The 23,714-nt window shown below is 28.2% G+C and carries 26 protein-coding genes; 22 read left to right on the plus strand and 4 right to left on the minus strand.

Annotation, left to right across the window (positions count from 1 at the left end; genetic code table 11):
* Positions 1 to 3 precede the first annotated feature (3 nt).
* From mprF to rplT, 4 genes are all read left to right on the plus strand, one after another.
* Positions 4 to 2,406: a bifunctional lysylphosphatidylglycerol flippase/synthetase MprF gene (mprF, locus tag ABDJ34_RS00850; RefSeq protein ID WP_412701073.1), complete on the plus strand. Its 2,403-nt coding sequence runs from the start codon at positions 4 to 6 to the stop codon at positions 2,404 to 2,406.
* 171 nt (positions 2,407 to 2,577) lie between these two features.
* Positions 2,578 to 3,084, plus strand: coding sequence for a translation initiation factor IF-3 (gene infC, locus ABDJ34_RS00855; protein WP_002838237.1), 507 nt, complete (start codon positions 2,578 to 2,580; stop codon positions 3,082 to 3,084).
* Between the two features lie 13 nt (positions 3,085 to 3,097).
* Positions 3,098 to 3,289, plus strand: coding sequence for a 50S ribosomal protein L35 (gene rpmI, locus ABDJ34_RS00860; protein WP_002836329.1), 192 nt, complete (start codon positions 3,098 to 3,100; stop codon positions 3,287 to 3,289).
* A gap of 18 nt (positions 3,290 to 3,307) precedes the next feature.
* Complete coding sequence (gene rplT, locus ABDJ34_RS00865) at positions 3,308 to 3,661, plus strand: 50S ribosomal protein L20 (RefSeq protein ID WP_225560683.1); 354 nt, start codon at positions 3,308 to 3,310, stop codon at positions 3,659 to 3,661.
* 31 nt (positions 3,662 to 3,692) lie between these two features.
* Here rplT and ABDJ34_RS00870 read toward each other — a convergent pair whose 3' ends face one another.
* Entirely contained in the window at positions 3,693 to 3,968 is a 276-nt protein-coding gene (locus ABDJ34_RS00870; RefSeq protein WP_094224645.1) for a GIY-YIG nuclease family protein, read from the minus strand.
* The gene (locus ABDJ34_RS00875; RefSeq protein ID WP_094224646.1) at positions 3,968 to 4,585 is read right to left on the minus strand and encodes a regulatory protein RecX; all 618 of its coding nucleotides are present in this window, start codon (positions 4,583 to 4,585) and stop codon (positions 3,968 to 3,970) included. Before ABDJ34_RS00875 ends, ABDJ34_RS00870 begins: the two co-directional genes overlap by 1 nt.
* Positions 4,586 to 4,773: 188 nt before the next feature.
* Here ABDJ34_RS00875 and ABDJ34_RS00880 point away from each other — a divergent pair, with 188 nt between their 5' ends.
* The 16 genes from ABDJ34_RS00880 (at position 4,774) to ABDJ34_RS00955 (ending at position 20,524) form a co-directional block, all read left to right on the plus strand.
* Positions 4,774 to 5,013 (plus strand): YdbC family protein, encoded by a 240-nt coding sequence (locus ABDJ34_RS00880; RefSeq protein ID WP_035109486.1) that lies wholly within the window; start codon positions 4,774 to 4,776, stop codon positions 5,011 to 5,013.
* Between the two features lie 8 nt (positions 5,014 to 5,021).
* On the plus strand, positions 5,022 to 6,098 hold the full coding sequence (locus ABDJ34_RS00885; RefSeq protein WP_412701074.1) for a metallophosphoesterase family protein: 1,077 nt from the start codon (positions 5,022 to 5,024) through the stop codon (positions 6,096 to 6,098).
* A complete protein-coding gene (locus ABDJ34_RS00890; protein WP_412701075.1) occupies positions 6,095 to 8,347 on the plus strand; it encodes an ATP-binding protein in 2,253 nt (750 codons plus the stop codon). Before ABDJ34_RS00885 ends, ABDJ34_RS00890 begins: the two co-directional genes overlap by 4 nt.
* A 2-nt stretch (positions 8,348 to 8,349) precedes the next feature.
* The gene (locus tag ABDJ34_RS00895) at positions 8,350 to 9,030 is read left to right on the plus strand and encodes a metallophosphoesterase (protein ID WP_412701076.1); all 681 of its coding nucleotides are present in this window, start codon (positions 8,350 to 8,352) and stop codon (positions 9,028 to 9,030) included.
* A 1-nt stretch (position 9,031) separates the two neighbouring features.
* Entirely contained in the window at positions 9,032 to 9,574 is a 543-nt protein-coding gene (locus ABDJ34_RS00900; RefSeq protein WP_278725402.1) for a class IV adenylate cyclase, read from the plus strand.
* Positions 9,575 to 9,593: 19 nt separating this feature from the next.
* On the plus strand, positions 9,594 to 11,660 hold the full coding sequence (gene topA, locus ABDJ34_RS00905; protein WP_094207093.1) for a type I DNA topoisomerase: 2,067 nt from the start codon (positions 9,594 to 9,596) through the stop codon (positions 11,658 to 11,660).
* Positions 11,661 to 11,775: 115 nt separating this feature from the next.
* Complete coding sequence (gene rpsB / locus ABDJ34_RS00910) at positions 11,776 to 12,588, plus strand: 30S ribosomal protein S2 (protein ID WP_094203599.1); 813 nt, start codon at positions 11,776 to 11,778, stop codon at positions 12,586 to 12,588.
* Between the two features lie 78 nt (positions 12,589 to 12,666).
* Positions 12,667 to 13,341: a translation elongation factor Ts gene (tsf, locus tag ABDJ34_RS00915; protein WP_094207094.1), complete on the plus strand. Its 675-nt coding sequence runs from the start codon at positions 12,667 to 12,669 to the stop codon at positions 13,339 to 13,341.
* A 122-nt stretch (positions 13,342 to 13,463) separates the two neighbouring features.
* Complete coding sequence (gene pyrH, locus ABDJ34_RS00920; RefSeq protein WP_094205628.1) at positions 13,464 to 14,183, plus strand: UMP kinase; 720 nt, start codon at positions 13,464 to 13,466, stop codon at positions 14,181 to 14,183.
* Complete coding sequence (gene frr / locus ABDJ34_RS00925) at positions 14,176 to 14,733, plus strand: ribosome recycling factor (protein WP_353317137.1); 558 nt, start codon at positions 14,176 to 14,178, stop codon at positions 14,731 to 14,733. Before pyrH ends, frr begins: the two co-directional genes overlap by 8 nt.
* Positions 14,734 to 14,966: 233 nt before the next feature.
* Positions 14,967 to 16,742: a C40 family peptidase gene (locus tag ABDJ34_RS00930; RefSeq protein WP_412701077.1), complete on the plus strand. Its 1,776-nt coding sequence runs from the start codon at positions 14,967 to 14,969 to the stop codon at positions 16,740 to 16,742.
* 100 nt (positions 16,743 to 16,842) lie between these two features.
* Positions 16,843 to 17,481, plus strand: a complete 639-nt coding sequence (locus tag ABDJ34_RS00935; protein ID WP_308611201.1) for a helix-hairpin-helix domain-containing protein — start codon at positions 16,843 to 16,845, stop codon at positions 17,479 to 17,481.
* An 11-nt stretch (positions 17,482 to 17,492) separates the two neighbouring features.
* Positions 17,493 to 18,557 (plus strand): selenide, water dikinase SelD, encoded by a 1,065-nt coding sequence (gene selD / locus ABDJ34_RS00940; RefSeq protein ID WP_094207097.1) that lies wholly within the window; start codon positions 17,493 to 17,495, stop codon positions 18,555 to 18,557.
* 8 nt (positions 18,558 to 18,565) lie between these two features.
* A complete protein-coding gene (locus ABDJ34_RS00945; RefSeq protein ID WP_353317140.1) occupies positions 18,566 to 19,264 on the plus strand; it encodes a response regulator transcription factor in 699 nt (232 codons plus the stop codon).
* A gap of 41 nt (positions 19,265 to 19,305) precedes the next feature.
* Positions 19,306 to 19,890: a peptidylprolyl isomerase gene (locus ABDJ34_RS00950; protein WP_412701078.1), complete on the plus strand. Its 585-nt coding sequence runs from the start codon at positions 19,306 to 19,308 to the stop codon at positions 19,888 to 19,890.
* A 1-nt stretch (position 19,891) separates the two neighbouring features.
* Positions 19,892 to 20,524: a thymidine kinase gene (locus tag ABDJ34_RS00955; protein WP_094208563.1), complete on the plus strand. Its 633-nt coding sequence runs from the start codon at positions 19,892 to 19,894 to the stop codon at positions 20,522 to 20,524.
* 21 nt (positions 20,525 to 20,545) lie between these two features.
* On the opposite strand, the gene ABDJ34_RS00960 is transcribed toward ABDJ34_RS00955, so the two are convergent.
* Positions 20,546 to 21,016: an S-ribosylhomocysteine lyase gene (locus tag ABDJ34_RS00960; protein ID WP_094207100.1), complete on the minus strand. Its 471-nt coding sequence runs from the start codon at positions 21,014 to 21,016 to the stop codon at positions 20,546 to 20,548.
* An 8-nt stretch (positions 21,017 to 21,024) separates the two neighbouring features.
* Positions 21,025 to 22,128, minus strand: coding sequence for a rod shape-determining protein RodA (rodA, locus tag ABDJ34_RS00965; protein ID WP_412701079.1), 1,104 nt, complete (start codon positions 22,126 to 22,128; stop codon positions 21,025 to 21,027).
* Between the two features lie 84 nt (positions 22,129 to 22,212).
* Here rodA and ABDJ34_RS00970 point away from each other — a divergent pair, with 84 nt between their 5' ends.
* Entirely contained in the window at positions 22,213 to 23,046 is an 834-nt protein-coding gene (locus ABDJ34_RS00970; RefSeq protein ID WP_412701080.1) for a deoxyribonuclease IV, read from the plus strand.
* Positions 23,027 to 23,653, plus strand: coding sequence for an endonuclease III (gene nth, locus ABDJ34_RS00975; protein ID WP_094205639.1), 627 nt, complete (start codon positions 23,027 to 23,029; stop codon positions 23,651 to 23,653). The genes ABDJ34_RS00970 and nth overlap by 20 nt, the downstream gene beginning before the upstream one ends.
* Positions 23,654 to 23,714 lie beyond the last annotated feature (61 nt).

Raw genomic sequence — 23,714 nt, forward strand, 5'->3', positions numbered from 1 at the left:
TTAATGGATAAAAAACTAAAATACATTAGGACAACATACACTATAATATTCACAATTATTGTCTTATATATCGTAAGGAACAATTTTATAGCACCTAATCATATTTTTAAATATAAGATTTTTTTGAGTATTGCTCAAAAATTACAAATTGCTTTATTTGGACTTTTAGTATTTCTTATTTCATCAACCTCTTATTTTTTATATAATAAAAATTTTGATTTCAAGGATATAAAAAAGTTTTGGGTTCTAGAATCATTAAGAAAATTTGTGTGGATAAAGGGAATAGAATCAGTATTTATTGGTGAAGATGAGTATAAGGATCAGAATTTAAACAAAAATATTTCTAATTTTATCGCTTTATCTTTAATTAGTATATTCACGATATTTTTAATGAAACCAGAATGGACACTATTTTTGATTTATTTAGTAATATTGGTTATTGGTATTTGTGTTATTTATTTTAAAAATAAATGTCCATATTATTTAGATTTTGTTGTAAAAGATAATATAAGCCTTAGAAAAAAAGTTTTATCAGTTGCTTATGAAACTGTTGTTACAATATGTAATATATTATTTTTCGTTTTTACGATAAAACAATTTACTAATGTAAATCTTTCATCTTTGGTGCTTATTTATTGTGTTTCAAATGTATTTGGGCAAGTTAGCTTGATGCAGGACGGATTTGTTGTTTCGGATTTAATAGAAATACACTTTTTATGTAAATTGATAGAACCTAGAGCTGCAATAATTGCTATATTGATATACAGAATTGTAAGTAGTGTTATTCCATGGATAATTTCTTTAATTATGATATTAAAAAGAATTTACGACAATTACAATACTGATCAATACAAGAAACAGTTCGCATTTAATATTTTGTCTATTTTTACTCTAATCGTTGGGCTAATATTATGTTTAAGTGTTGCCACTCCATCAATGTTATTAAGAATAAAATTTTTAAAGAGATTTGTTAAGAAAGATGTAGTGATTTTGGCTAGATTTATAACTCTTACATCAGGTGGGTTACTAATACTTCTTTCACAAGGAATAAAAAAATCGGTTAAGAAATCTTTTTATATAGCTGAAGCAGTATTAATAGTTTCAGTATTTTCAACATTATTAAAAGGATTAGACATTGAAGAATCGATTATTACCTTACTGTTGGGAATTGTAATGTATATTATGAAGGATGGATTCACAGAACAAGCTATCAAAATAAAGTCAAAATATTTTATAAACACAATCGGTAAATTATCAGTTGTCACAGTATTATTTATCTTTATTAGCAATACTGTTCGCAAGGTAAATTTTTTGACATCACATCGAAAATATTCTCTAAATTATTTGGTTGAAAACAAGAAATTTATACTTCTATATGTTTTATTTGTTCTGATATTATCTTACCTTGCTCAATATACACGAACTAAGAAGATCACATTTACAAAATTAACAGATGAGGATTTTGATAAAATTGATAAATTCATGGAAGAATTTGGTGGAAATGAATTTAGTCATTTAGTTTATTTGAATGATAAGAATGTGTATTTTGATAAGACAAATACAGTAATGATCATGTATCGACCTGTAAAAAACAGCGTTATAGTATTAGGTGATCCGATAGGTAAGAAAGAAAATTTCGTTGAAGCAATTGATGATTTTATTATTTATTGCAATGAATATCACATGAATGTTTGTTTTTATGAAATAAATGGAGAAAATCTTGAATTATACTGTGATCAAGGTTTTAGATTCGTTAAGGTTGGACAAGACGCAACAGTAGACTTAACTCAATTTTCTTTGGTAGGAAAGAAAAATAGAACTTGGCGACATGTACTCAATAACTTCGATAAAGGAAATTATGAATTTAAAGTTGAAGATCCAACCGATAACCTGTTATCTCAAATGAAAATTGTTTCGGATAAATGGTTAGGAAATAAAAATGAAATGGGATTTAGTTTAGGATTTTTTGACGAATATTATCTGAAAAGAACAAAAATTGCATGTATTTACAAAGACGATGAATTACTTGCTTTTGCAAATCTTCAACCGTTTTATGATGATAAAACACTTTCTATCGATCTAATGAGATATGATAGATCAAATGAAGATGGGTTGATGGATTTTATATTTATCAAGTTAATTTTATGGGGTCAAGAAAATAATTTTGAAAAATTTTACCTAGGAATGGCTCCTTTGTCTAAAGTTGGAGATAAGATTTATTCAAAGAAGAAGGAAAAACTTCTAAATATTGTTTACAATACTCAAAATAAGATATATAATTTTAAAGGTTTAAGAAACTACAAGGATAAATTTAAGCCTAATTGGTCGAATAAGTATATAGCATATACTTCAGACTTTAATTTACCATATATTTTAATTAATGTTGTAAATTCAAAGAAAAAATAGTTGACAAAATGTACGACATAGTATACAATATTTGTTGTTGATAAGTAGAGATATCCGCTCTCACCTTATAATTTCGAATTCATAAGGTTAAAATTTAATTTGATTATTAATTTTTGGCGGGTATTTTTACCCGCCATTATTTTTTTGGAGGTGAATAATATAAAAGACTTAATGATTAATGAGGAGATAAGATCTTCTAAAGTTAGATTAATCGATGATGAAGGTGAACAAATAGGTGTAATTCCTATTAAAGAAGCTTTAAAAATGGCTGAAGATAAGCATCTAGATTTGGTAAATGTAGCACCAAACGCTAAGCCACCTGTATGCAAAATATTAGATTATGGAAAATACAAATACGATGCATTAAAGAAAGAAAAAGAAGCGAAGAAAAATCAAAAAGTAATTAACGTAAAAGAAATAAGACTTTCACCAAATATTGAAAAACATGATTTAGAAGTTAAGGCTAATCAAGCATCTAAATTTTTAAGCAATGAAAACAGAGTAAAAGTTTCTGTTAGATTTAGAGGTAGAGAACTTGGTCATAAAGATTTGGGTAAGGAAGTTCTTGATAAATTTTATGAATTAACAAAAGATGTAGGACAAATAGAAAAGAAACCTTCTATGGAAGGTAGAATGATGATAATGTTTATGGGTCCTTTGACTGATAAAGATAATTAGAGGGGGAAATAATATGCCAAAAATGAAGACACATAGAGGTTCTGCTAAGAGATTTAGAAGAACTGGTACAGGTAAGTTAAGAAGATACAAAGCTTATGCAAGTCACTTAACAGGTAAGAAATCTGCAAAGAGAATCAGAAACTTAAGAAAAGGTACAACAGTTAGCGATGCAGATATGAGAAGAATCGATAAAATGATTCCTTAGTTAGAGGGGGAAATATAAATGGCTAGAATTAAACGTGGTACAAATAATAGAAAAAGACATAAAAAAGTATTAAAGCAAGCTAAAGGATATTACGGCTCAAAACATACATTATTCAAAACTGCTAACCAAGCTGTTATGAAATCATTAGCTTATTCATACGTTGGAAGAAAAAGAAGAAAAAGAGATTTCAGAAAATTATGGATTGCTAGAATTAATGCAGCTACAAGAATGCATGATTTAAGCTACAGCAAATTTATGCACGGATTAAAAGTAGCAGGCGTTGACTTGAACAGAAAAGTTCTTGCTGACATGGCTGTTAAAGATGAAAAAGAATTCGCTAAATTAGTTGAATTAGCAAAAAACAATTTGTAAATTAAAAAGCTTAAGTTGATTTATATCATACTTAAGCTTTTTTTAATATAGAATTAATTTCATTCTCTTCTGAATTGATTAATTTTAACTTTTTATCACGAGTTAGACTTTTCGTTTTAATTTCTAATTTTAATGCATCACTTTTATTATCAATTTTTTTCATAAAAACATAGTTTACGGGAAGCCTTGCTCTCGTATACTTACTAGCTTTGCCTTTATTGTGCATTTTAATTCTTCTTAAAAAATCATTTGTAATGCCTGTGTATAAACTCTTATCAGCACATTCTAAAATATATAAATAATACATTAATACATACCACTAATTTGTTTTGCAACATCATAACTGAAACCTTTTTGGAGTAAGAAGGTAACTATTTTATTCCTTAGCTCGTAGCCTTCATATTTTTCTTTCCAAATGTTGATTTTAGTTTCAACTATTTGAGTAGCTTTGTCTAATTCCATATTGTACCCAAAAACTTCTTCTAAATAATCTTCGTAAATTATTTTATCAATACCTTTTTGGTATAAATCGTTGATTATTCGTCTTTTACTGTAATTTGTAAGATTAATTTTATCGTTAATAAATATTTTTGCATAGTTATAATCGTTCAGTAAATCTAGATTTTTTAATTTAGTAATTACTTCATCAATAATTTCTGTGCTAAATTTCTTGGATTTTAATTTTGTAATTATTTCTTTTTCAGTTCGTAATTTATAAGATAAAAAATTAAGGCTGATTTCAAAAGCTTCTCCAAATTTTGATATGTTCAATAGGTGAGCATACAATTCATCATCTATTATCATTTCGTTATGAATTTTAAATTTTTCAAAATCATTATAACTTAATAAAAAACTTTCTTTTGTATCAGTCTCAATTACAAACTTATCTTTTTTATCATTGAACTCAATTTTTTGAATTATCATTTTATCTTATGTTCATTATTACATTGAGTATGAATGGAGCAACCATCATCGCCACTAGAATAATAGCTATAATTTGAGCTAATTTTTGTTTTTTCATGAAATTCACCTCTATGATATTCTAACACAAAAACATATATTTGCATATTTTAAAATAATGCTATAATATATTTATAAAAATGGAGGTAATTATGGCTGATTTAAAATTTGAAATAGTAGAAAGAATTGGGGTTTTATCCACAAAAGCTAACAACTGGAACAAGGAATTAAATATCGTAAAATGGTCGGATTACGATGCAAAATACGATATTAGAGAATGGAATCCTGATCATACAAGAATGAGTAAAGGTCTTACATTCACAGAAGAAGAATTAAGAGTATTACATGCATTAATAGAAGATGAATTGAAACAATTAGATTCAGAAAAGTAGGATATATTTTGAAGTTTATACATTCAGCTGATTTTCACTTAGGCATGAAATTTGAAAAATCTTCAATTCCACAATCTATGTCTAAAATAAGAAGGCAAAGAATTTGGACATCAGTTGAAAAATTAATCAAATATAGTATTGATGAAAATGTTGATTATATTTTTCTGTCTGGAGATTTGTATAATTTGGAAAATTTTAGCCTAAGTGATATGAATCGTTTAATGGATCTATTTTCTAGAACAAATTCACAAATTTGCATTATAGGTGGTAATCACGATCCTATTTATAATGATAATTTATGGGATATGGTAAATATTAGTGATAATCTGAATATTTTCAAAAAGGATACTCTTGAAAAAATAGAATTTGATGACACTGATATTTATGGGATAAGTTACAATAAAAACAACTACGATTTTATAAACATTTTTGATGATTTAAAACTGGACAAGTTAAAAACTAATGTTTTAATGATTCATTCTGATTTATTAAATGATAACAATTGTTATATGTTTTTTGATCAAGATAAAGTAAATAATTTGGGTTTTGATTATGTGGCTTTAGGCCATATACATAAACCAACGATTTTTAATGATAAATTTGTGTATCCAGGTTCTATTGAACCATTGAGTTTTAAAGAAAAAGGGTTGCACGGTGCTGTTATTGGAAGTATAGTTGATAATAGACTTGACATCGATTTTTTAGATTGTTCAGAATCAAACTTCAATGAATTTGACTATAATATATCAGATAAATTTAGTTATTACGATTTAGTGGGTTCATTGTCTAAATGTTTAGTTGAAGATAAGAAAAATTACATTAGAATTAATTTAAAGGGACAATTAGAAGAAGGATTTGATTTAGATATAGATTCTTTACAAGAAAGTTTAAAAAAATATTGCGAATATGTAGAAATAATTGACAACACAGAATCTAATATAAATTTGGATAAAATTTATGAATTTAACAGAAATAATGTGTTGGGTTATTTTATTGAGGAAACAAAAAACTTGGATAAAGAAGATCCTGTGGTTAAAAGAGCAATTAATTTAGGAATTAAGTCCTTAATGGAGAATAATTTATGAAAATTATTAGATTAGATTTGATATCATTTGGCAGATTTAATAATTACACAATAGAATTTGGAGACAAATTTAATCTAATTTATGGGTTAAATGAGTCAGGGAAGACCACTATATCCAAATTTATAGAAGGTGTATTTTATGGATTTATTAAACCTTATTTAAAGAGAACTGTATATACTGAAGACTACGAAAAATATCGCCCTTGGAATAGCGAAAACTATGAGGGCAGTATTTTAGTGGAGAAAGATAATAAGAGATTTGTAATTTATCGTAATTTCAAAGAAAAATATTTTAATATTTTCAATGAGACTACTGGCAATAACGAAACTGAACTAGATGGTTTTAATCAAGATAATTTATCATTTCCTGGTGAATACTTTTTTAAAATGCCTTCAGATATCTTTAAATCCACTGTTTTTTCTAATTTGAAAGAATTAGATGCAGAAAATAAGAATGTAAGTTCTATTGTTGATATGCTATTGAATTCATCAGATAGCAATAATGATTCTGTTTCATTTAAAAAAGCTCTAGATAATCTGGAAAAGATGAAATCAAATATTGGGACTAAACAATCTAAGGCAAAACCTTTGGGGAGTTTATATCAAAAAAAGTTTGATTTAGAAGATGAAATCAAAAATATTAATAAAGACAAAAAAGAATATGAAGATAGTTTAAATAAGTTAAATGAGTACAAGCTTAGACACGAGAAACTTCTTTTAAATAAAGAAAAATTAGTTAATTTGCACAAGAAGAACGATATAGAAAAAATAGAAGATGCAAAAAGTTATAAAATGCAGATTTTAAAAGAAAAAGCAAGTTTATTAGACAGAGTATCAAAGATTAAATACATCAATGACATTGACGAAGATGATGTCAATAGTTTGGAATATCAAAATAAATTATTAAACGACAATAGAATTACATTTAATGAGTTATCGAAGCAAAAGAAATTATTAAGTAAGGATTACTACCAATTAAAAGCAAAACTTAGTAATTATGAAACTATAAGAGATTATATTGATGAAATTAATGATTTAATTGAAAAATTAAATGGAATTTCTAAATTAAAAATAAAATTATCTATTATTGGGGTTATAGTTACCTTAATTATTGCCGGAATGATTTATATGATGGGGTATACAAAAGAAATAGTAATTGTTCCTGTATTATTTGTACTGTATTATATTTTAGTTATTATATCGAACAAATTTCAGAGATTATCATACAATCGTCAATTAAATAAGATTGTGAAAAAGATTAATCAAATTACTAATATGAGTTATAAAAATTACAATGAAGTAATTAATGACTTTAGATATGACTCAAATATGGATAAAAGCATTGATTATTTGAGCAAACTTGAGGGACAACTTCAAGATATTGATTCAAAATTGGATTCAATTATAAATGAAGATGAAAGTTCTAAGTCTAAGATTAACAATATTTTATCTTCATCAAGAAATTTGAAGAATATAGATGTTGAAGATTATAGAAGAAAAAAAATAGAGTATAACCAATTGATGGATAGAATTTCTGATAAAGATGCTCAACTTCAAAAGATATCATCTGAATATGATTTTAGTATCTTATTAGAAGATTTTAATTCAGATTCAATAAAACTTGAGGATAATGATATAAAAGACATCAACTTACTTAATAAAGAAATTGACGAATCTATTGAAGAAAATGCAAAATTATTTGAAAGGACAAAAATACTTGAAAAATCTGTAAATCTTCTATTGGAAAAAGAAGAAAAATTAGCAGATATCAATGAGAATATTCAAAAATACGAAAGTGAAATTACTTCTATAGAATTGGCTATGGATTTGATCAATAAAAGTATAAATAAACTACACAAAAATTTTATACCTAGAATTAACAAGAAAGTTTCAGAAATGATGGCTTATTCAACTAAATACAAGGATAGATTCAGAGTTGATGAAAATTTAGATGTTAGCATTTATGATGGAGTAAAATTTTACGAACAAAAACATTTAAGTTCTGGAACATTTGACTTGCTTTCTGTTTTTATTAGAATAAGTGTGCTTGAAGAATTAATGGGTCTTGATTATTTGATGATACTAGATGATTGTTTTGTTCAATTAGATGATGTAAGATATAAGAAATGTCTGGATTTGTTATTTAAAATTTCAAATAATAATCAAATAATACTTTTTTCTTGCCAAAACAGAGATGAGCAATTGTTAAATGAACTAGACATAATATATAAGAAAATTGAGTTAAAGTAATTATGATATATGCGATAGGTGATTTACATCTGGATTATACAAAAGAAAAATCGATGGATGTGTTCGGTGATAATTGGGATAATTATGAAGAAAAGATATTTCATAATCTAGAAAAATTAGATGATGAAGATATTATACTTATACCAGGAGATATTTCCTGGGCAATGCAACTATATGATGCTTTTGTAGATTTGAAAAGGATCGATAAGAGTCCAGGTAGAAAGATTCTAACTAGAGGTAACCATGATTATTGGTGGTCTGGTATAAGTAAACTAAGAAAATTAGAATTAGAATCTATTAATTTTATTCAAAATGATTCACTAGATTTAGGAGATATCAATATATGTGGATCACGTGGGTGGCTTGATCCAACTAGCAAAGAAGCTACAGAGAAAGATGTAAAAATTTTTCAAAGAGAAATTTTAAGAGTTAATATGAGCTTGGAAAGCGTCCGAAATAACAATGATATTATTATGATGCTTCATTATCCACCTTTTGATATTAATAAACAACCTAATGAGATATTTAATTGTTTAAAAAATTATAATGTTACAGATTTAATATATGGACATTTGCACGGATATGGACATCAAAATGTCGTCGAAGGAACAATAGATGGAATAAATGTACATTGTGTGTCTTCGGATTATATAGATTTTAAAGTTAAGAAAATTAGGGAATAGTATGGAAAAAGAATTAGAATGCAAGGTATTTACTGATGATTTTAATGGTTTGATGGATAAAGCTGTTGAAATGGGAGCTAAAATGATAGCTCATGAAATTCAAGAAAATATTTTAATTGAATCTAATAATTTTGATTTAATTGATAGTAGTGATTATCTTAGAATTAGAATTTCGAAAGATATTTTTAATAATGTAAACAAGAAATTTCTTACTTACAAAAAGAGAGTTAATGATACGAACGTTAGACATTACGATGAATATACTATAGAATTTGATAGCGAAGAAAACTTGAAACAAATATTAAAATTTGTTAAATTGGATAAGCAATCTTCATCAAAAAAAGAAAGAAAATCATTTGAGTTTATGGATGCAAGACTGGATTTTGATTGCTGGGATAAAGATTTTTATCCGTATCCATATTTGGAAATTGAAGTCAAAGATGAAGAACATTTAAAAGAGATAATAAATAAATTAGGAATAAATAAAGATCAAATTTCAACTGAATCTATAAGTGAACTAAGATCGAAATTACAAGAAAGTTAACAGAAAGGATAGACTTTTAATGGCAAATAAAAAGCTAGTGGTAGTAGAATCTCCAACTAAAGCAAAGACAATTCAAAAAATGTTAGGGTCAGGATATAAAGTTGTAGCTACAATTGGTCATTTAAGAGATTTACCAAAAAGTAAACTAGGCATAGATATAGAGAATGATTTCGAACCACAATATATTAATGTGCGTGGTAAGGCCAGTGTAATCAATTCTTTAAAAAAAGATTACAAAAATTCTCAAAAAATCTTCTTGGCAACCGACCCTGATAGGGAAGGAGAAGCTATTTCTTGGCATTTGTGCTATTTATTAGATATAAATCCAGAGGAAGAAAATAGAGTAAAATTTCAAGAGATAACTAAAGACTCTGTAAAAGAAGCAATAAAAAAACCTGAAGCTATCGATTTAAAATTGGTAGATGCTCAACAAGCAAGAAGGGTTTTAGATCGTATAGTAGGTTATAGCATTTCTCCATTATTATGGAAGAAAGTTAAATCTGGACTAAGCGCCGGTAGAGTACAGTCTGTAGCCTTAAGATTAATTTGTGAAAGAGAAAAAGAGATAAGAGAGTTTGAACCAGAAGAATACTGGTCTATTCATGCAAATTTATCCAAGGGAAAATTCGAATTTGATTCTGAGCTATATTATTCAAAAAACGATAAATCTAATAAAATCAATATAAAAAACAAGGATGAAGCGGATAAAATTTTAAATGATTTGTCAGATAATTTTGTTGTAGATTCTATAAAACAACAAAAAAAATCTAGGAAACCTTACGCTCCTTTTACTACTTCTACACTTCAACAAGAATCCTATAAAAAGTTGTATTTTCAAACTTCTAAAACTATGAGAATAGCTCAACAGTTGTATGAAGGAATTAGTTTGGGTAGCGAAGGTTCAGTAGGTTTGATTACTTATATGAGAACGGACTCAACAAGAATTTCTCATGTTTGCGTGAGTGATTGCCTAGATATTATTAATAATCTCTACGGAAAACAATATGCCACAAAAGGATACGATTATTCTAAAAAGAAAAAAGGATCACAAGATGCTCATGAAGGTATTAGGCCTTCGTCAGTAAAAAGAAGACCGAATGAAATTAAAAAATATTTGACAGATGATCAATACAAATTATATAAATTGATTTGGGAAAGAACTGTTGCTAGTCAGATGAAAGATGCAAGATATTTATCTACATCGATAGATTTTGATAACAATGGTTATACTTTTAGATCTAATGGTAACGTGGTGATTTTTGACGGTTTTACAAGAGTATATTCTTTGAATACCAAAGATAGCGAATTGCCTGAATTAAAGGAAAAAGATTCTATAATTTCAAAAGAAATAGGATCTAAACAACATTTTACTAAACCAAAACCTAGATACACAGAAGCAAGCCTTGTAAAAACACTTGAAGAAGATGGCATTGGTAGGCCAAGTACTTATGCATCGATTATAAGCAGTATTTTGTCTAGAAATTATGTTGAATTAAAAGAGAAAAAATTTTATACAACAGAAATCGGAGAAAAAGTTTGTGAATTTGTAGTTAAATATTTTGATTCAATTATTAATGAAAAATTCACTGCTGAAATGGAGAATGAATTAGATAATATTGCTGAAAACGACGTTGAATGGAAAAAAGTAATTAGAGATTTTTATGATGGATTTAATGAAGATTTAATCAATGCAAAAAATGCACAAGATAAATTTAAAGTTAAAGACGAACCAATTGGACGCAAATGCCCTGAATGTGGCAGTGATTTGGTAATAAAACATGGGAGAAATGGAAAGTTTATTGGTTGCAGTGCTTTTCCTGATTGCAAATATACTGAAACTATTGTAAAAGATACTAAAGTAAAATGCCCAAAATGTGGTCACAGAATAATAGAAAAAGTTTCTAAAAGAGGTAAAGTTTTTTATGGATGTGAAAATTATCCAAATTGCGACTTCGCTTTATGGGATAAGCCTACAGGTGAGAAATGTCCTGAATGTGGTAGTTTACTAGTTCATAGAAAAAATAGGCATGGAGAATCCATTCTTTGTTCTAATGAAAAATGTGATTATAAAAAGCTTGAAAAATAAAAGCATATATGATATACTTTGAAAGTAAAACACACAGCCGATGATACTGATGCAGTTGCTTAATTGTCGCATTTGTAGATGAGTCGTCTGGAGGAAAAAAACGGAGGTAGAAAAAATGTCAGTAGTATCAATGAAATCATTGTTAGAAGCTGGGGTTCACTTTGGACATCAAACAAGAAGATGGAACCCAAAAATGTCAAAATTTATATTTACAGAAAGAAATGGAATCTATATTATAGATCTTCAAAAAACTGTAAAACAAATTGATGATGCTTACAATTATGTAAGAGACATCGTCGCAGATGGTGGAGAAGTTCTTTTCGTAGGAACAAAAAAACAAGCTCAAGAAGCAATCGAAACAGAAGCTAAAAGATGTGGACAACATTATGTAAGCCAAAGATGGTTAGGTGGTATGTTAACAAACTACAAAACTATCAAAACAAGAATTAATAGACTTCACCAATTATATGAAATGGAAGAAGATGGAACTTTCGATCTTTTACCTAAAAAAGAAGTTAGCCAATTAGAAAGAGAAAGAGAAAAACTAGAAAAAAACCTTGGTGGTATTAGAAAAATGACAAAAATGCCAAGTGTACTTTTTGTAGTTGATCCTAAAAAAGAATACATTGCTGTTCACGAAGCAAAAATATTAGGAATACCAGTTGTAGGTATCGTAGATACTAACTGTGATCCAGACGAATTGGATATTGCTATTCCTGGTAACGATGATGCAATTAGAGCGGTTAAGCTTTTAACTTCTACAATTGCTGATGCTGTTATTGAAGCAAATCAAGGTCGTGAAGATTCAGAAGAAGTTTATTCTGAAACTGAAAATGATACAGAAGAATCTGAAAACGAAGAATCAGTATCAGAAGAAGATTTAAAAGAATTTGTTGAAAATTCTGAAGAACAATCAGACGAAGAATAATAAAAAATAAGCGACGGTTAAACTTAAAATTAAATAATTGTTTGACAGTCGCTTTTTAATTCAATTGGAGGTAATAAAATGGCACAAATTACTGCTAGTATGGTAAAAGAATTAAGAGAAAAAACTGGCGCAGGAATGATGGACTGTAAGAAAGTCCTAACTGAAGCAGATGGAAATATTGAAAAAGCAATTGACCTTTTGAGAGAAAAAGGACTTGCTGGAGCAGAAAAAAAAGCTGGAAGATTAGCATCTGAAGGTATTGTTGAAACTTATATTCACGGTGGAAAAATTGCTGCTATTGTTGAAATCAATAGCGAAACTGATTTCGTTGCAAAAAATGAAGAATTTAAGGATTTCGCAAAAGATATAGCAATGCAAGTTGTAGCATCAAATCCAAAATACGTAAGTCGTGATGAAGTACCATCTGAAGAAGTAGAAAAAGAAAAAGAAGTATTAGTTCATCAAGCTATGAACGAAAACGACGGAAAAAATATTCCTGAAGATAAAGCAAAAATGATTGCTGAAAAGAAAGTTGAAGGAAGAATAAACAAATTCTACTCACAAATTTGTCTATTAGAACAACCATTCATTAAAGATCCTAATAAATCTGTAGAAGAATTATTAACAGATTTAATTGCAAAAATAGGTGAAAACATTAAAATTCGTAGATTTGCTAGATTTGAAGTTGGCGAAGGTTTAGAAAAGAAAAACGAAGATTTTGCTGAAGAAGTAAAAAAACAAATGGGTCAATAAAAATTATTGCTGCAATTTCTATATTGCAGCTTTTTTTATTTTACATAGTATCATATTGATTTTAAAATGTTAATTTGGTATGATTAATTAAAGAAAACCTTATTATTAATTAGGAGGAAATTTTGAGTTTAAAATATAAAAGAGTTCTACTAAAATTAAGCGGTGAAGCTTTAAGTGGAGACCAAGGACACGGATTAGATGATGATATTATAGAAAATATTTGCGATTCTATAAAAGCTGTCCACGAAGAAGGATTAGAAATTGCTATTGTTGTTGGTGGTGGAAATTTCTGGAGAGGAAGATCATCTAAAATTGACAGAGCTACATCGGACTCAATGGGAATGTTAGGAACAACAATAAATGCTTTGAGATTGCAAGCATCTTTGGAAGCAAAAGGTATTCAAACAAGAGTACAAACAGCAATAGATATGAAACAAGTTGCAGAACCTTATATTAGAAGGAGAGCGATAAGACATATTGAAAAGGGTAGAATTGTAATTTTTGCTGCAGGAACAGGATTACCATATTTTTCTACTGATACAACAGCTGCGTTAAGAGCAGTAGAAATTAACGCTGATGTTATTTTAGCAGGTAAAAGAGGAACAGATGGTATATACGATTCTGATCCTAATAAAAATAAAAATGCAATCAAATACGATAAACTTACTTATATTGATATTTTAAACAAAGGCTTAGGAATAATGGATGCAACAGCTACATCACTTTGCATGGAAAATAATATGGGATTAGTAGTTTTTGGTATAGATGATCCTAAAAATATAATTAGAGTTTCTCATGGAGAAAATATTGGAACAATTGTTGAGGGGGATAAAAATGAGTAAACAAATTTTAAAAGATATGGAAACAAAAGCTGAGAAAACATTGCATGCTTTAAGGGAAGATCTAAAAACAGTAAGAGCTGGTCGTGCGAATCCTAGCGTATTAGATAATATTATGGTAGATTATTATGGAACTTCAACACCTTTAAAACAAGTTGCTACGATTTCCGCTCCAGAAGCTAGATTACTTACAATTCAGCCATGGGATAAATCAATAATGAAAGAAATTGAAAAACAAATTCAAGCATCTAATTTGGGAATAACTCCTTCCAATGATGGCAATATTATAAGATTACCATTTCCACAATTAACTGAAGACAGAAGAAAAGAATTGACAAAAGTTGTTAAAGAATATGGCGAAAAATCTAAAGTCACTATAAGATCTATAAGAAGAGATTTTGTTGACGATGCAAAAAAAATGGAAAAAAATGCTGAAATATCTGAAGATGAATTGCACGTATTATTAGATGATATTCAATCATTAACAGATAAGTTAACAAAAGAAATTGACAATATTGTTTCTGATAAAGAAACTGAACTAATGGAAATCTAAAAATTAATATTAAATTAAAAATCTGTTCATCATGTTGTGAATAGATTTTTTTATTTTAATAAAATTTTTATTTTTAAGTATCTTATATAAAAGAGGAGAAATCAGTAATTATGACAAAAATGTTACAATTATTACTTTTTTGAAACTTATTTGTAACTTTTTTGTTGAATTTACTTGACATATTTTTTTAATTCTTTTAATATTATCTTAGGATGTATTAGGAGGAAGTTAATATGAACAAAAAAGGACTTGGCTTATCTATCGGATTAGCTTCAGTCATAGCTGTAGGAACTTTTGTATCGCCTTATTTAAGTTCCACAACTTTAATAGGAGACAATAATGTTGAATCTAATAAATTAAATGATTCTAAATATTCAGTTGCAATAAAAAGCAATGATGTATTGACTCCAAATGCTGAAAAAGAAGAAAAAGAGAAAGCTCTTAAAGAAATAAGAAATTCACAAGTAAGAAACGTATTAAATGATTCCACAAAAACTATATCTAATAAACAAGCTGAGAAAGTTAAAGAAGAAATTAATTCGGATGTAAAACAAGTTAGAAATAATAAACAAGAATTAAAGACTTCTGCTGAAAATAACGTTTCTACATACAAACAAAATAGTGAAAAAGTAGATACAAAAAAAGATGAAGCTAAAAAAGTGGAATTATCTACTGCAAATGTTGGGAAAATTTCAGAAGGTAATGAAAATTCAAAATCTAGCTTAAAAAAAGAAAAATCTGAAGTTGCCTCATTGACTCTTTCAAGAAATTCTGAAAATGAAGAAGAAAAGATTTATTCAAATATAACAAAATCTACGACAGGTGATTTATTTGTAAGAGAAAAGGCGGATAAAGAATCTGAAGCAATAGGTGTTTTAACAAAAGATACAAAAGTTGTTGTTAAAGATGATGGCAATAAATCATGGGCAAAAATAAGCTATAAAAACAAAGAAGCATACGTAAGTAAAGACTTCTTGACCAATGAAAAATCAAATAAAAAAGTAGTTTCTGAAGCTAAAAAACAAGTTTCAAAAAATAATCCTGAAGTTAAGAAAGTAAAATCTGAAGTAAAATCTAAATCTACTGAAAAGTCAGTAGATATGTGGGTAAAATCTCCAGTTTATCTAAGAAGTGAAAAATCAATCAGCTCTAATAAACTAGGTGTATTAGAGAAAAACACTAAAGTACAAGGTGTAGTTGAAGATGGATGGTTCAAAACTTCTGTAAATGGAAATAATGGTTTTATTAGTATAAAATACTTGCAAAACACTAAAATTGAAGAAAAGAAAAATGATGAACTTCAAGTTTCAGAAGTTAAAAACAAAGAACAAGTAAGGAAATCAAATTCTACAAAATTTGAAGGAGCTAACTATACTGGATATGTAAAGGAAGCTGTAAATGTTAGAGATAAAGACAGCATGGATTCTAACGTAGTTTCTGTATTAGAAAAAGGTACTAAAGTTAGTGGTATCAAAGGAAAATATTGGTTAAAACTTTCTGAAGGAAAATATATTTCTGTAAATTATATTCAAGACAATAAAGTTGAATCAAACCAAACGATAGATACTGAAGTAAAGGATTCTTACAAAAAAGAATCTAACTCTAAGGTTGTAAGATCTAATGAAGGCGGTTCTGGAAGTGCTGTAGCTCAAGCTGCTTATAATTATTTAGGAGAAAAATATGTTTGGGGTTCTGCACAACCAGGAGTAGGATTTGATTGCTCTGGATTAACTAGTTATTTATATAATAAAGTTTGCGGTATTTCTCTTTATAGAAATTCAGCTGCACAATCAAATAATGGATATCCTGTAAGTAAAAGTAATTTGAAACAAGGAGATTTGTTATTCTTTAGTACAAATGGCTCAGGTAGTATTTCTCACGTAGGGATTTATGTTGGTAATGGAAAAATGATTCATGCATCAACACCTTCAACTGGTGTAATTATTTCAGACATTGACTCAAACTATTACTCAAGTACATTTGTAACAGCAAGAAGAATTTTAAACTAAAATCATAAGCTATTGGTATTTAATACCGGTAGCTTTTTTTTATTGGACGAATTGCTTGTGCATATGATATTATAGTGTATATAGATATAAGAGGCGCATTATGAATTTTAATTTTTCTAAAGATAAAATTTTAATTGGTATAGCTATAATTGTTTTAGTTGGTTTTGGTTATTATAAATCTAATTCAGATAATTTGAATAACAATCAAATTCAAACGCTAGTTGATACAAAATCAACAGAGAGCATAAATGAAAAATCTGAAAATAATACACAAAACAGAGAAGATAATTCCACGACTATGTGTCAAATAGATGGTTGTGTAAACAAGCCTGGTGTCTATTCTTTTAAAAAAGATGATAGAATTAAAGATATTGTGGAATTAGCAGGTGGATTTACACAAGATGCTGATACTAAGAGTGTAAATTTGGCAATGAAGCTAAAAGATGAGATGAAAGTTTATATCCCATCAAAAACAGAAACTTCAAAAGCACAAAACAATAACATAGAAAGCTCAGATATAGTTACAATAAAAGATAATAATTCAAATAGTCTTGTAAATATTAACACTGCTGATAGCAATAAATTGCAAACATTACCAGGTATTGGACCTTCTAAAGCTAAAAAAATAATAGAATTTAGAGAGAAAAATCAATTTAAAAAAATTGAAGAAATAAAAAATGTAGATGGAATAGGCGATAAAACTTTTGAATCATTAAAAAGTTTAATAACTATAGATTAAAGGAGATAAAAATGTTAGACAAAAAGTACAAAACAATTAAACCAGAAGATGTTAAATTAACTGAGTTTACTCAAACAGCTGGATGCGCAGCAAAGATTGGACCTGGTAAATTAGCTGAAGTATTAAGTCATCTTGAAAAAGTAAATGACGATAATTTAGTAGTAGGATTAGATACAAGCGATGATTGTGCTGTATACAAAGTAAGAGATGATTTATGTTTAATTCAATCTCTAGACTTCTTTACGCCGGTTGTTAATGACCCATATACATTTGGTCAAGTAGCTGCGGCAAATTCTTTAAGTGATTTATATGCTATGGGTTCAGATCCATTGTTAGCTTTAAATATTGTTTGTTTTTCAGATTGCATGAATCAAGATATTTTGGTTGAAATCTTAAAAGGCGGTGCTGATAAGGCTAAAGAAGCGGGATGTCTATTAGTTGGTGGTCATACTATACAAGATGATGAACCTAAATATGGGTTGTCTGTAACTGGAATCAATCATCCAGATAAAGTATGGGCCAACTCTACAGCTAAAGTTGGAGACGTGGTTGTATTAACTAAAAAATTAGGTGTAGGAATTGTAAACACTGCTATAAAAGGTGGAATGGATAATCAAAAATTATTTGATGAAGTTATCAAATCTATGTCTACTTTGAATAAATACGCTAAGGAAGCCTGCGATGGACTAGAAGTTCATGCTGCTACTGATGTAACAGGATTTGGTTTGTGCGGCCATGCACTTGAAATGGCTAAGGGATCTGATTTAACAATAGAAATCGACTCACAAAACTTACCTATTTTTGAAGGAGTAGAAGAGTTTGTTAACTTAGGATTAGTTCCAAAAGGAGCTTATGACAACAGAAACTTTATCAGAAATGATGTAAAAATCAGCAAAAATGTTAGTAGCTTTGTAGATGATTTGGTCTTTGATCCCCAAACATCAGGCGGATTATTAATTGCATTATCTAAGGAAGATGCTGATAAACTTGTAGAAAAATTACATGAATCAGGCCAAGTTGGAAGTATAATAGGAAGAGTAAAGGAAAAGACAGATCACTTTATTGAAGTAATCTAATTAAACTTATGAAACTTAGAATTCTGTTAGTTTTTCCATCTAATGTGTATAAAGATGAGATCATTTTGAATTTCTCTAATGATGAAAATTATGAAGTTTCAGAATGTTCTACAATTGAAGATGCACTTGAAAAACTAAAAAAAAGTTACTATGATTTTTTGCTTAGTGATATGAATTTTTCGGATGGTACAGGCTTAGATTTCAAAAAAGAAATTAGCAAATTATATTCCATTCCGACAATTTTTGTTAGTGATGAATCAGATGATATGAAAAAAATCTTAGCGTTGGAATATGGTGCAGATGATTATGTAGTTTATCCATTTAATATGCTTGAGTTAAAAGCAAGAATTAGAGCAGTTCTCAGAAGAACGAAATCAGATTTAGTAAATGACCATAATAAAACAAGCGTAATACAAATTGGTGAATTTGAATTTAATTTAATATCAAGAACTGTAAAAAGATATGGTCAATATATAGAATTAACAGGAAGAGAATTTGAATTGCTATATGCACTTGTTTCTAATAAAGATAAGGTTCTTTCAAGAAAGGAATTGGCTGCGAAATTATGGGAAGATGCACAGTCTCATATCAGGACTGTTGATGTTCACATTAAAAGATTGAGGGAAAAAATCAAAGATAACGAATCATTAATAATTAGAACAAAATGGGGAGAAGGATATTACTTCTCATCAAATACAAAAGTTTAAACTGCTTTTTAAAAAGCAGTTTAATTATTTATGGAGGGAATATGTATCAAACTGATATACCTAAAAAAGATCAATTAATTGCAAATATAATTACAAACATGGGAGAATTAAAAATTTGTTTGTTTGAAAATGATGCTCCAAATTGTGTGGAAAATTTTGTAACTCATGCACAAGAAGGATATTATGATGGAACTATTTTTCATAGAGTCATCAAAGATTTTATGATCCAAGGAGGAGATCCACAAGGCACAGGCTATGGTGGGAAAAGTATTTGGGAAAAGCCTTTTGAAGATGAATTTTCTGATAATTTGAAAAATATAAGAGGAGCTTTATCTATGGCTAATTCTGGACCAAATACTAATGGATCTCAATTTTTTATAGTTCAAAACACTTCAATTAGAAAAGATTATATTAAATATCTTGACGAATGTGATTTGGATGAAGAACAAAAAGAATACTATAAAAATAATGGGGGATGTTTTTGGTTAGATGGAAAACATTCTGTATTTGGTCAAGTTTATAGTGGAATGGATATTGTAGACAAAATTGCTAACGTAAATACTGACTTTTCAGATAAACCGTTGGATGATATTATTATTCAATCAATAGAGATTTCAAGGAATTAATATGCATCAATATAGAGGCAAATTAATAGTGCATACTGGATCTATGTTTTCTGGAAAAACATCTAGTTTATGGAAAGAAGTGAATAGGTTTAAAATAGCTAAATATAATGTAGTTGTGTTTAAGCCGAAGATGGATTCTAGATATTCTAAGGAAAAAGTAGTAACACATGATAAAAACGAAATTGAAGCAATAAATGTCGATAATATTGACGATATAGTTGAATATACAAAAACTCATGATGTAAATGTAATTGCTATAGATGAAGTACAATTTATTAATTCAAAAGCAGATCATTTTGTAAAACAAATTAACTATCTTTTGGAAAAAGGATTCACAATTATTGCTGCTGGACTTGACATGGACTATAAAGCCAAGCCATTTCAACTTGTTAAGGAATTATTGCCTATATGTGATTACGTCGAAAAACACCACGCTGTGTGTGCTGTGTGTGGAAATGATGCATGGGTAAGTTATCGTATATCAGACGATAAAAACAGAATACAGTTGGGTGCTAGTGAGGCATATATGCCATTATGTAGAAAACACTATATTGAAAAAATGAATGAAAAGAAGCTAACAGAACTACAAACAACATATTTAGATAAAGATCAAAAAAATAAAAACACAATTTAGTATAACTAAATTGTGTTTTTTCTATTCTGGGTAAATTAAATTTTCTGTTTTAATAGAATTTAGAACCTTCAAGTACTTATCAGAATAGAATTTTGCCATATTTAAATTCATATCTGAATAATTGCCACAGTCCTTTGCTGATTGACCAGGTATATCGCCCTCATAATTAGATATGAATTCAAAGAGTTCTTTAACTAAATCTACGATATCTTCAGATTTTTTATCTCCGACCAAGATTAGATAAAAGCCTGTTCTACAACCCATAGGACCAAAATAAATAACTTCATTTTCAAGTTTATTTCTTAAAAATGTAGCTGCTAAATGTTCTATTGCGTGAACTTCTGCTGTGTTCATAACGGGTTCTCTGTTAGGCGCAGTTATTCTTAAATCAAAAGTAGTTAATACTTCATTATTTAAGTAATCTTTTCTTGATACATAAATTCCTGGTAATAATTTTAAGTGATTAATTTTAAAACTTTCTATTTTATTCATATTTCCTCCTAAATAAAGTTCAATGGGTCTTTTTGAATTGATGAAGATATAATCAATCCAATTGAAATTAAGTTGATAATTTGAAATGTTCCACCATAACTAAAAAATGGTAAAGGGATACCAGTTATTGGCATTACCCCAATAGTCATTCCAATATTTTCAAATATGTGGAATAAAAACATTGCTGCAAATCCAATTGTCAATAATTTTGAGTATAAATTATCTGAGTTTTGAGCAATAACCACACATCTATAAAGCATAAGGGCATATAATAAAATCAATATAAATCCACCTATAAATCCAAATTCTTCAACTAATACTGCAAAAATAAAATCTGTTTGTTTTTCAGGAATAAAATTATATTGACTTTGAACTCCGTTTAAGAAACCTTCACCAGTTAATTTTCCTGATCCTATTGCTATTTTACCTTGGAGAGCTTGCCATCCAGTATTGGATAAATCTCTTTCGGGATGAACAAAATTTAATATTCTATCTCTTTGAAATTGATCAAGCCTCAAGTATAGAAAAGGTAAACTGACTATACCTAAGATAATTGCTCCTATTAAATATTTCCAATCAATTCCAGCTGTAAACAACATTACTATTATTATGAATGTATAAACCATAGCTGTTCCTGCGTCTGGTTGTTTTAAAATTAGGGCAACAGGAATGAAAGCAAAAATTAGTATTTTTAATAAAATTTTAGGATTATTAAGGCTGTTCTTGTTAGATTCTATAATATTTGCTAGCGAAATAATAAGAACTATCTTCATTATTTCAGAAGGTTGAAAATTAATTGGTCCAAACTTAAACCAACTTCTTGCGCCCCATTCATCACCAACACCAAAAAATAAAACTAGAACCAGTAAAACATTGCAAATTATGTACATTGGAATGTTAAGTTTTTTTATTATGTGGTTGTCTAGTGAAATTATAAAAAAAACAACAATTATTCCTATAATTGTAGCTATTAATTGTTTTCTGAAATAATGGTTTGAAAGACTTGATCCAGCACTATATAATACTACAAGACCGTAAATAACAAGTATTAAAACGCTTATAATTAGAATTTTATCTATTTTTGATATATTTTTTTTGCTAATGTTAAACATGTCTCACTTCCTCAACTAGTATTATAACATATTAAAATATTAAGGTGTGATATAATAATGATTTAGAGGTGATTAGGAGGTTTTATGAATAGAATAGGATGTCATTTATCTACATCAAAAGGACTTCACAAAACTATAGAACAATGCTTAGAAATAAATGCTGACACTTTTCAATTCTTTCCACGAAATCCAAGAGGATCTAAGTCTAGATTAATTCCTGATAGAGAAATAGAAAAATTTTTGAAGCTTAGAGATACTCATGATATAAACGAAATAGTATGTCATGGAGCATATACCATGAATTTATGTAGTGATAGAGAAGACCTAAGAGAACTGGCAATCAAGCTTATAAATGAGGATATGAAAAAAATTCGAGATTTGGAAATTGATAATTATGTTCTTCATCCAGGAAGTCATAAAAATCAAGGAATTGAGAAAGGACTTAATTTAATTGTAGAAGGCTTAAATCAAATAGATGTTTCAAATGGTCAGAAGATATGTATTGAAACTATGAGTGGAAAAGGTAGTGAAGTTGGATTTGATTTAAATCAAATTGCTTATATTATTAGTAATACTAGTATTCCATTGTATGTTTGTATCGATACATGTCATTTGTTTAGCTCAGGAATTAAACTGGTTAAATTTGATGATTATCTTGATGAATTTGACAAGTTAATTGGTATTGAAAAAATTAAAGTGATTCATTGCAATGATTCTATGATGCCATTTGGAGCAAATAAGGATAGACATGAAAAGTTTGGTAAAGGATTGATTGGAAAATCAGACCTTTTTAATATAATCTTTAATGAAAGGTTAGAAGGCAGACCAATAATACTGGAAACGCCTAACAACTTAGATGGATATAAAATTGAAATTGAAAAAATAAGGAGAAAGTTTCATGAGTTACGAGAAAATTAATAAAATTTTGGATGATTTAGATAGCTTATATCCTAATGCAAAAGCAGGTTTGGATTTTACTACTCCATTCGAATTATTAATTGCCACTATCTTATCGGCACAATGTACAGATGTTAGAGTTAATAAAGTTACAGCTGTTTTATTTAAAGAACACAATACCCCTAAAGCTATATTAGGCTTAGGTGTAGATGGATTAACAAAGTACATCAAAAGTTGTGGTTTGTACAAAACAAAATCAAAAAATATTATTAATACATGTAATGTTTTATATCATGATTATGATTCAAAAGTTCCTGATACTATAGAGGAATTAATGAAATTACCAGGAGTTGGAAGAAAAACTGCAAATGTAGTTGTGAGCAATGCATTTGGTACACCAGCTATAGCTGTGGATACTCACGTTTTTAGAGTAACTAACAGAATTGGAATTGTAAATGAAAAAGATGTATTAAGTACTGAGATAGCTTTGATGAAAGTAATACCAAAAGATAGATGGTCAAAAAGTCATCACTTATTTATTTGGCACGGAAGAAATTTATGTAAGGCTAGGAATCCAAAATGTGAAGAATGTATATTGAACGACAGATGTAAATTTTACAATTCTTAATTAAAAAAACTATTGACAGATATCTTTTTTGATGTTATTATAATGAAAATAAATCAAAGGA

This window comes from Finegoldia dalianensis, from assembly GCF_046255015.1.
GTDB classification, from domain to species: Bacteria; Bacillota; Clostridia; order Tissierellales; family Peptoniphilaceae; genus Finegoldia; species Finegoldia magna.

Bases quoted from the DNA above. Each gene is read 5' to 3' on its own strand.
- ABDJ34_RS00870 (WP_094224645.1), bottom strand. From the start codon at position 3,968: ATGTATTATTTATATATTTTAGAATGTGCTGATAAGAGTTTATACACA.
- rodA (WP_412701079.1), bottom strand. From the start codon at position 22,128: ATGTTTAACATTAGCAAAAAAAATATATCAAAAATAGATAAAATTCTA.
- mprF (WP_412701073.1), top strand. From the start codon at position 4: ATGGATAAAAAACTAAAATACATTAGGACAACATACACTATAATATTC.
- nth (WP_094205639.1), top strand. From the start codon at position 23,027: ATGAGTTACGAGAAAATTAATAAAATTTTGGATGATTTAGATAGCTTA.
- selD (WP_094207097.1), top strand. From the start codon at position 17,493: ATGTTAGACAAAAAGTACAAAACAATTAAACCAGAAGATGTTAAATTA.
- ABDJ34_RS00880 (WP_035109486.1), top strand. From the start codon at position 4,774: ATGGCTGATTTAAAATTTGAAATAGTAGAAAGAATTGGGGTTTTATCC.
- ABDJ34_RS00935 (WP_308611201.1), top strand. From the start codon at position 16,843: ATGAATTTTAATTTTTCTAAAGATAAAATTTTAATTGGTATAGCTATA.
- ABDJ34_RS00875 (WP_094224646.1), bottom strand. From the start codon at position 4,585: ATGATAATTCAAAAAATTGAGTTCAATGATAAAAAAGATAAGTTTGTA.
- ABDJ34_RS00890 (WP_412701075.1), top strand. From the start codon at position 6,095: ATGAAAATTATTAGATTAGATTTGATATCATTTGGCAGATTTAATAAT.
- ABDJ34_RS00970 (WP_412701080.1), top strand. From the start codon at position 22,213: ATGAATAGAATAGGATGTCATTTATCTACATCAAAAGGACTTCACAAA.
- rpmI (WP_002836329.1), top strand. From the start codon at position 3,098: ATGCCAAAAATGAAGACACATAGAGGTTCTGCTAAGAGATTTAGAAGA.
- ABDJ34_RS00960 (WP_094207100.1), bottom strand. From the start codon at position 21,016: ATGAATAAAATAGAAAGTTTTAAAATTAATCACTTAAAATTATTACCA.
- ABDJ34_RS00930 (WP_412701077.1), top strand. From the start codon at position 14,967: ATGAACAAAAAAGGACTTGGCTTATCTATCGGATTAGCTTCAGTCATA.
- rpsB (WP_094203599.1), top strand. From the start codon at position 11,776: ATGTCAGTAGTATCAATGAAATCATTGTTAGAAGCTGGGGTTCACTTT.
- ABDJ34_RS00950 (WP_412701078.1), top strand. From the start codon at position 19,306: ATGTATCAAACTGATATACCTAAAAAAGATCAATTAATTGCAAATATA.
- ABDJ34_RS00895 (WP_412701076.1), top strand. From the start codon at position 8,350: ATGATATATGCGATAGGTGATTTACATCTGGATTATACAAAAGAAAAA.
- infC (WP_002838237.1), top strand. From the start codon at position 2,578: ATGATTAATGAGGAGATAAGATCTTCTAAAGTTAGATTAATCGATGAT.
- ABDJ34_RS00900 (WP_278725402.1), top strand. From the start codon at position 9,032: ATGGAAAAAGAATTAGAATGCAAGGTATTTACTGATGATTTTAATGGT.
- frr (WP_353317137.1), top strand. From the start codon at position 14,176: ATGAGTAAACAAATTTTAAAAGATATGGAAACAAAAGCTGAGAAAACA.
- ABDJ34_RS00955 (WP_094208563.1), top strand. From the start codon at position 19,892: ATGCATCAATATAGAGGCAAATTAATAGTGCATACTGGATCTATGTTT.
- topA (WP_094207093.1), top strand. From the start codon at position 9,594: ATGGCAAATAAAAAGCTAGTGGTAGTAGAATCTCCAACTAAAGCAAAG.
- rplT (WP_225560683.1), top strand. From the start codon at position 3,308: ATGGCTAGAATTAAACGTGGTACAAATAATAGAAAAAGACATAAAAAA.
- ABDJ34_RS00945 (WP_353317140.1), top strand. From the start codon at position 18,566: ATGAAACTTAGAATTCTGTTAGTTTTTCCATCTAATGTGTATAAAGAT.
- tsf (WP_094207094.1), top strand. From the start codon at position 12,667: ATGGCACAAATTACTGCTAGTATGGTAAAAGAATTAAGAGAAAAAACT.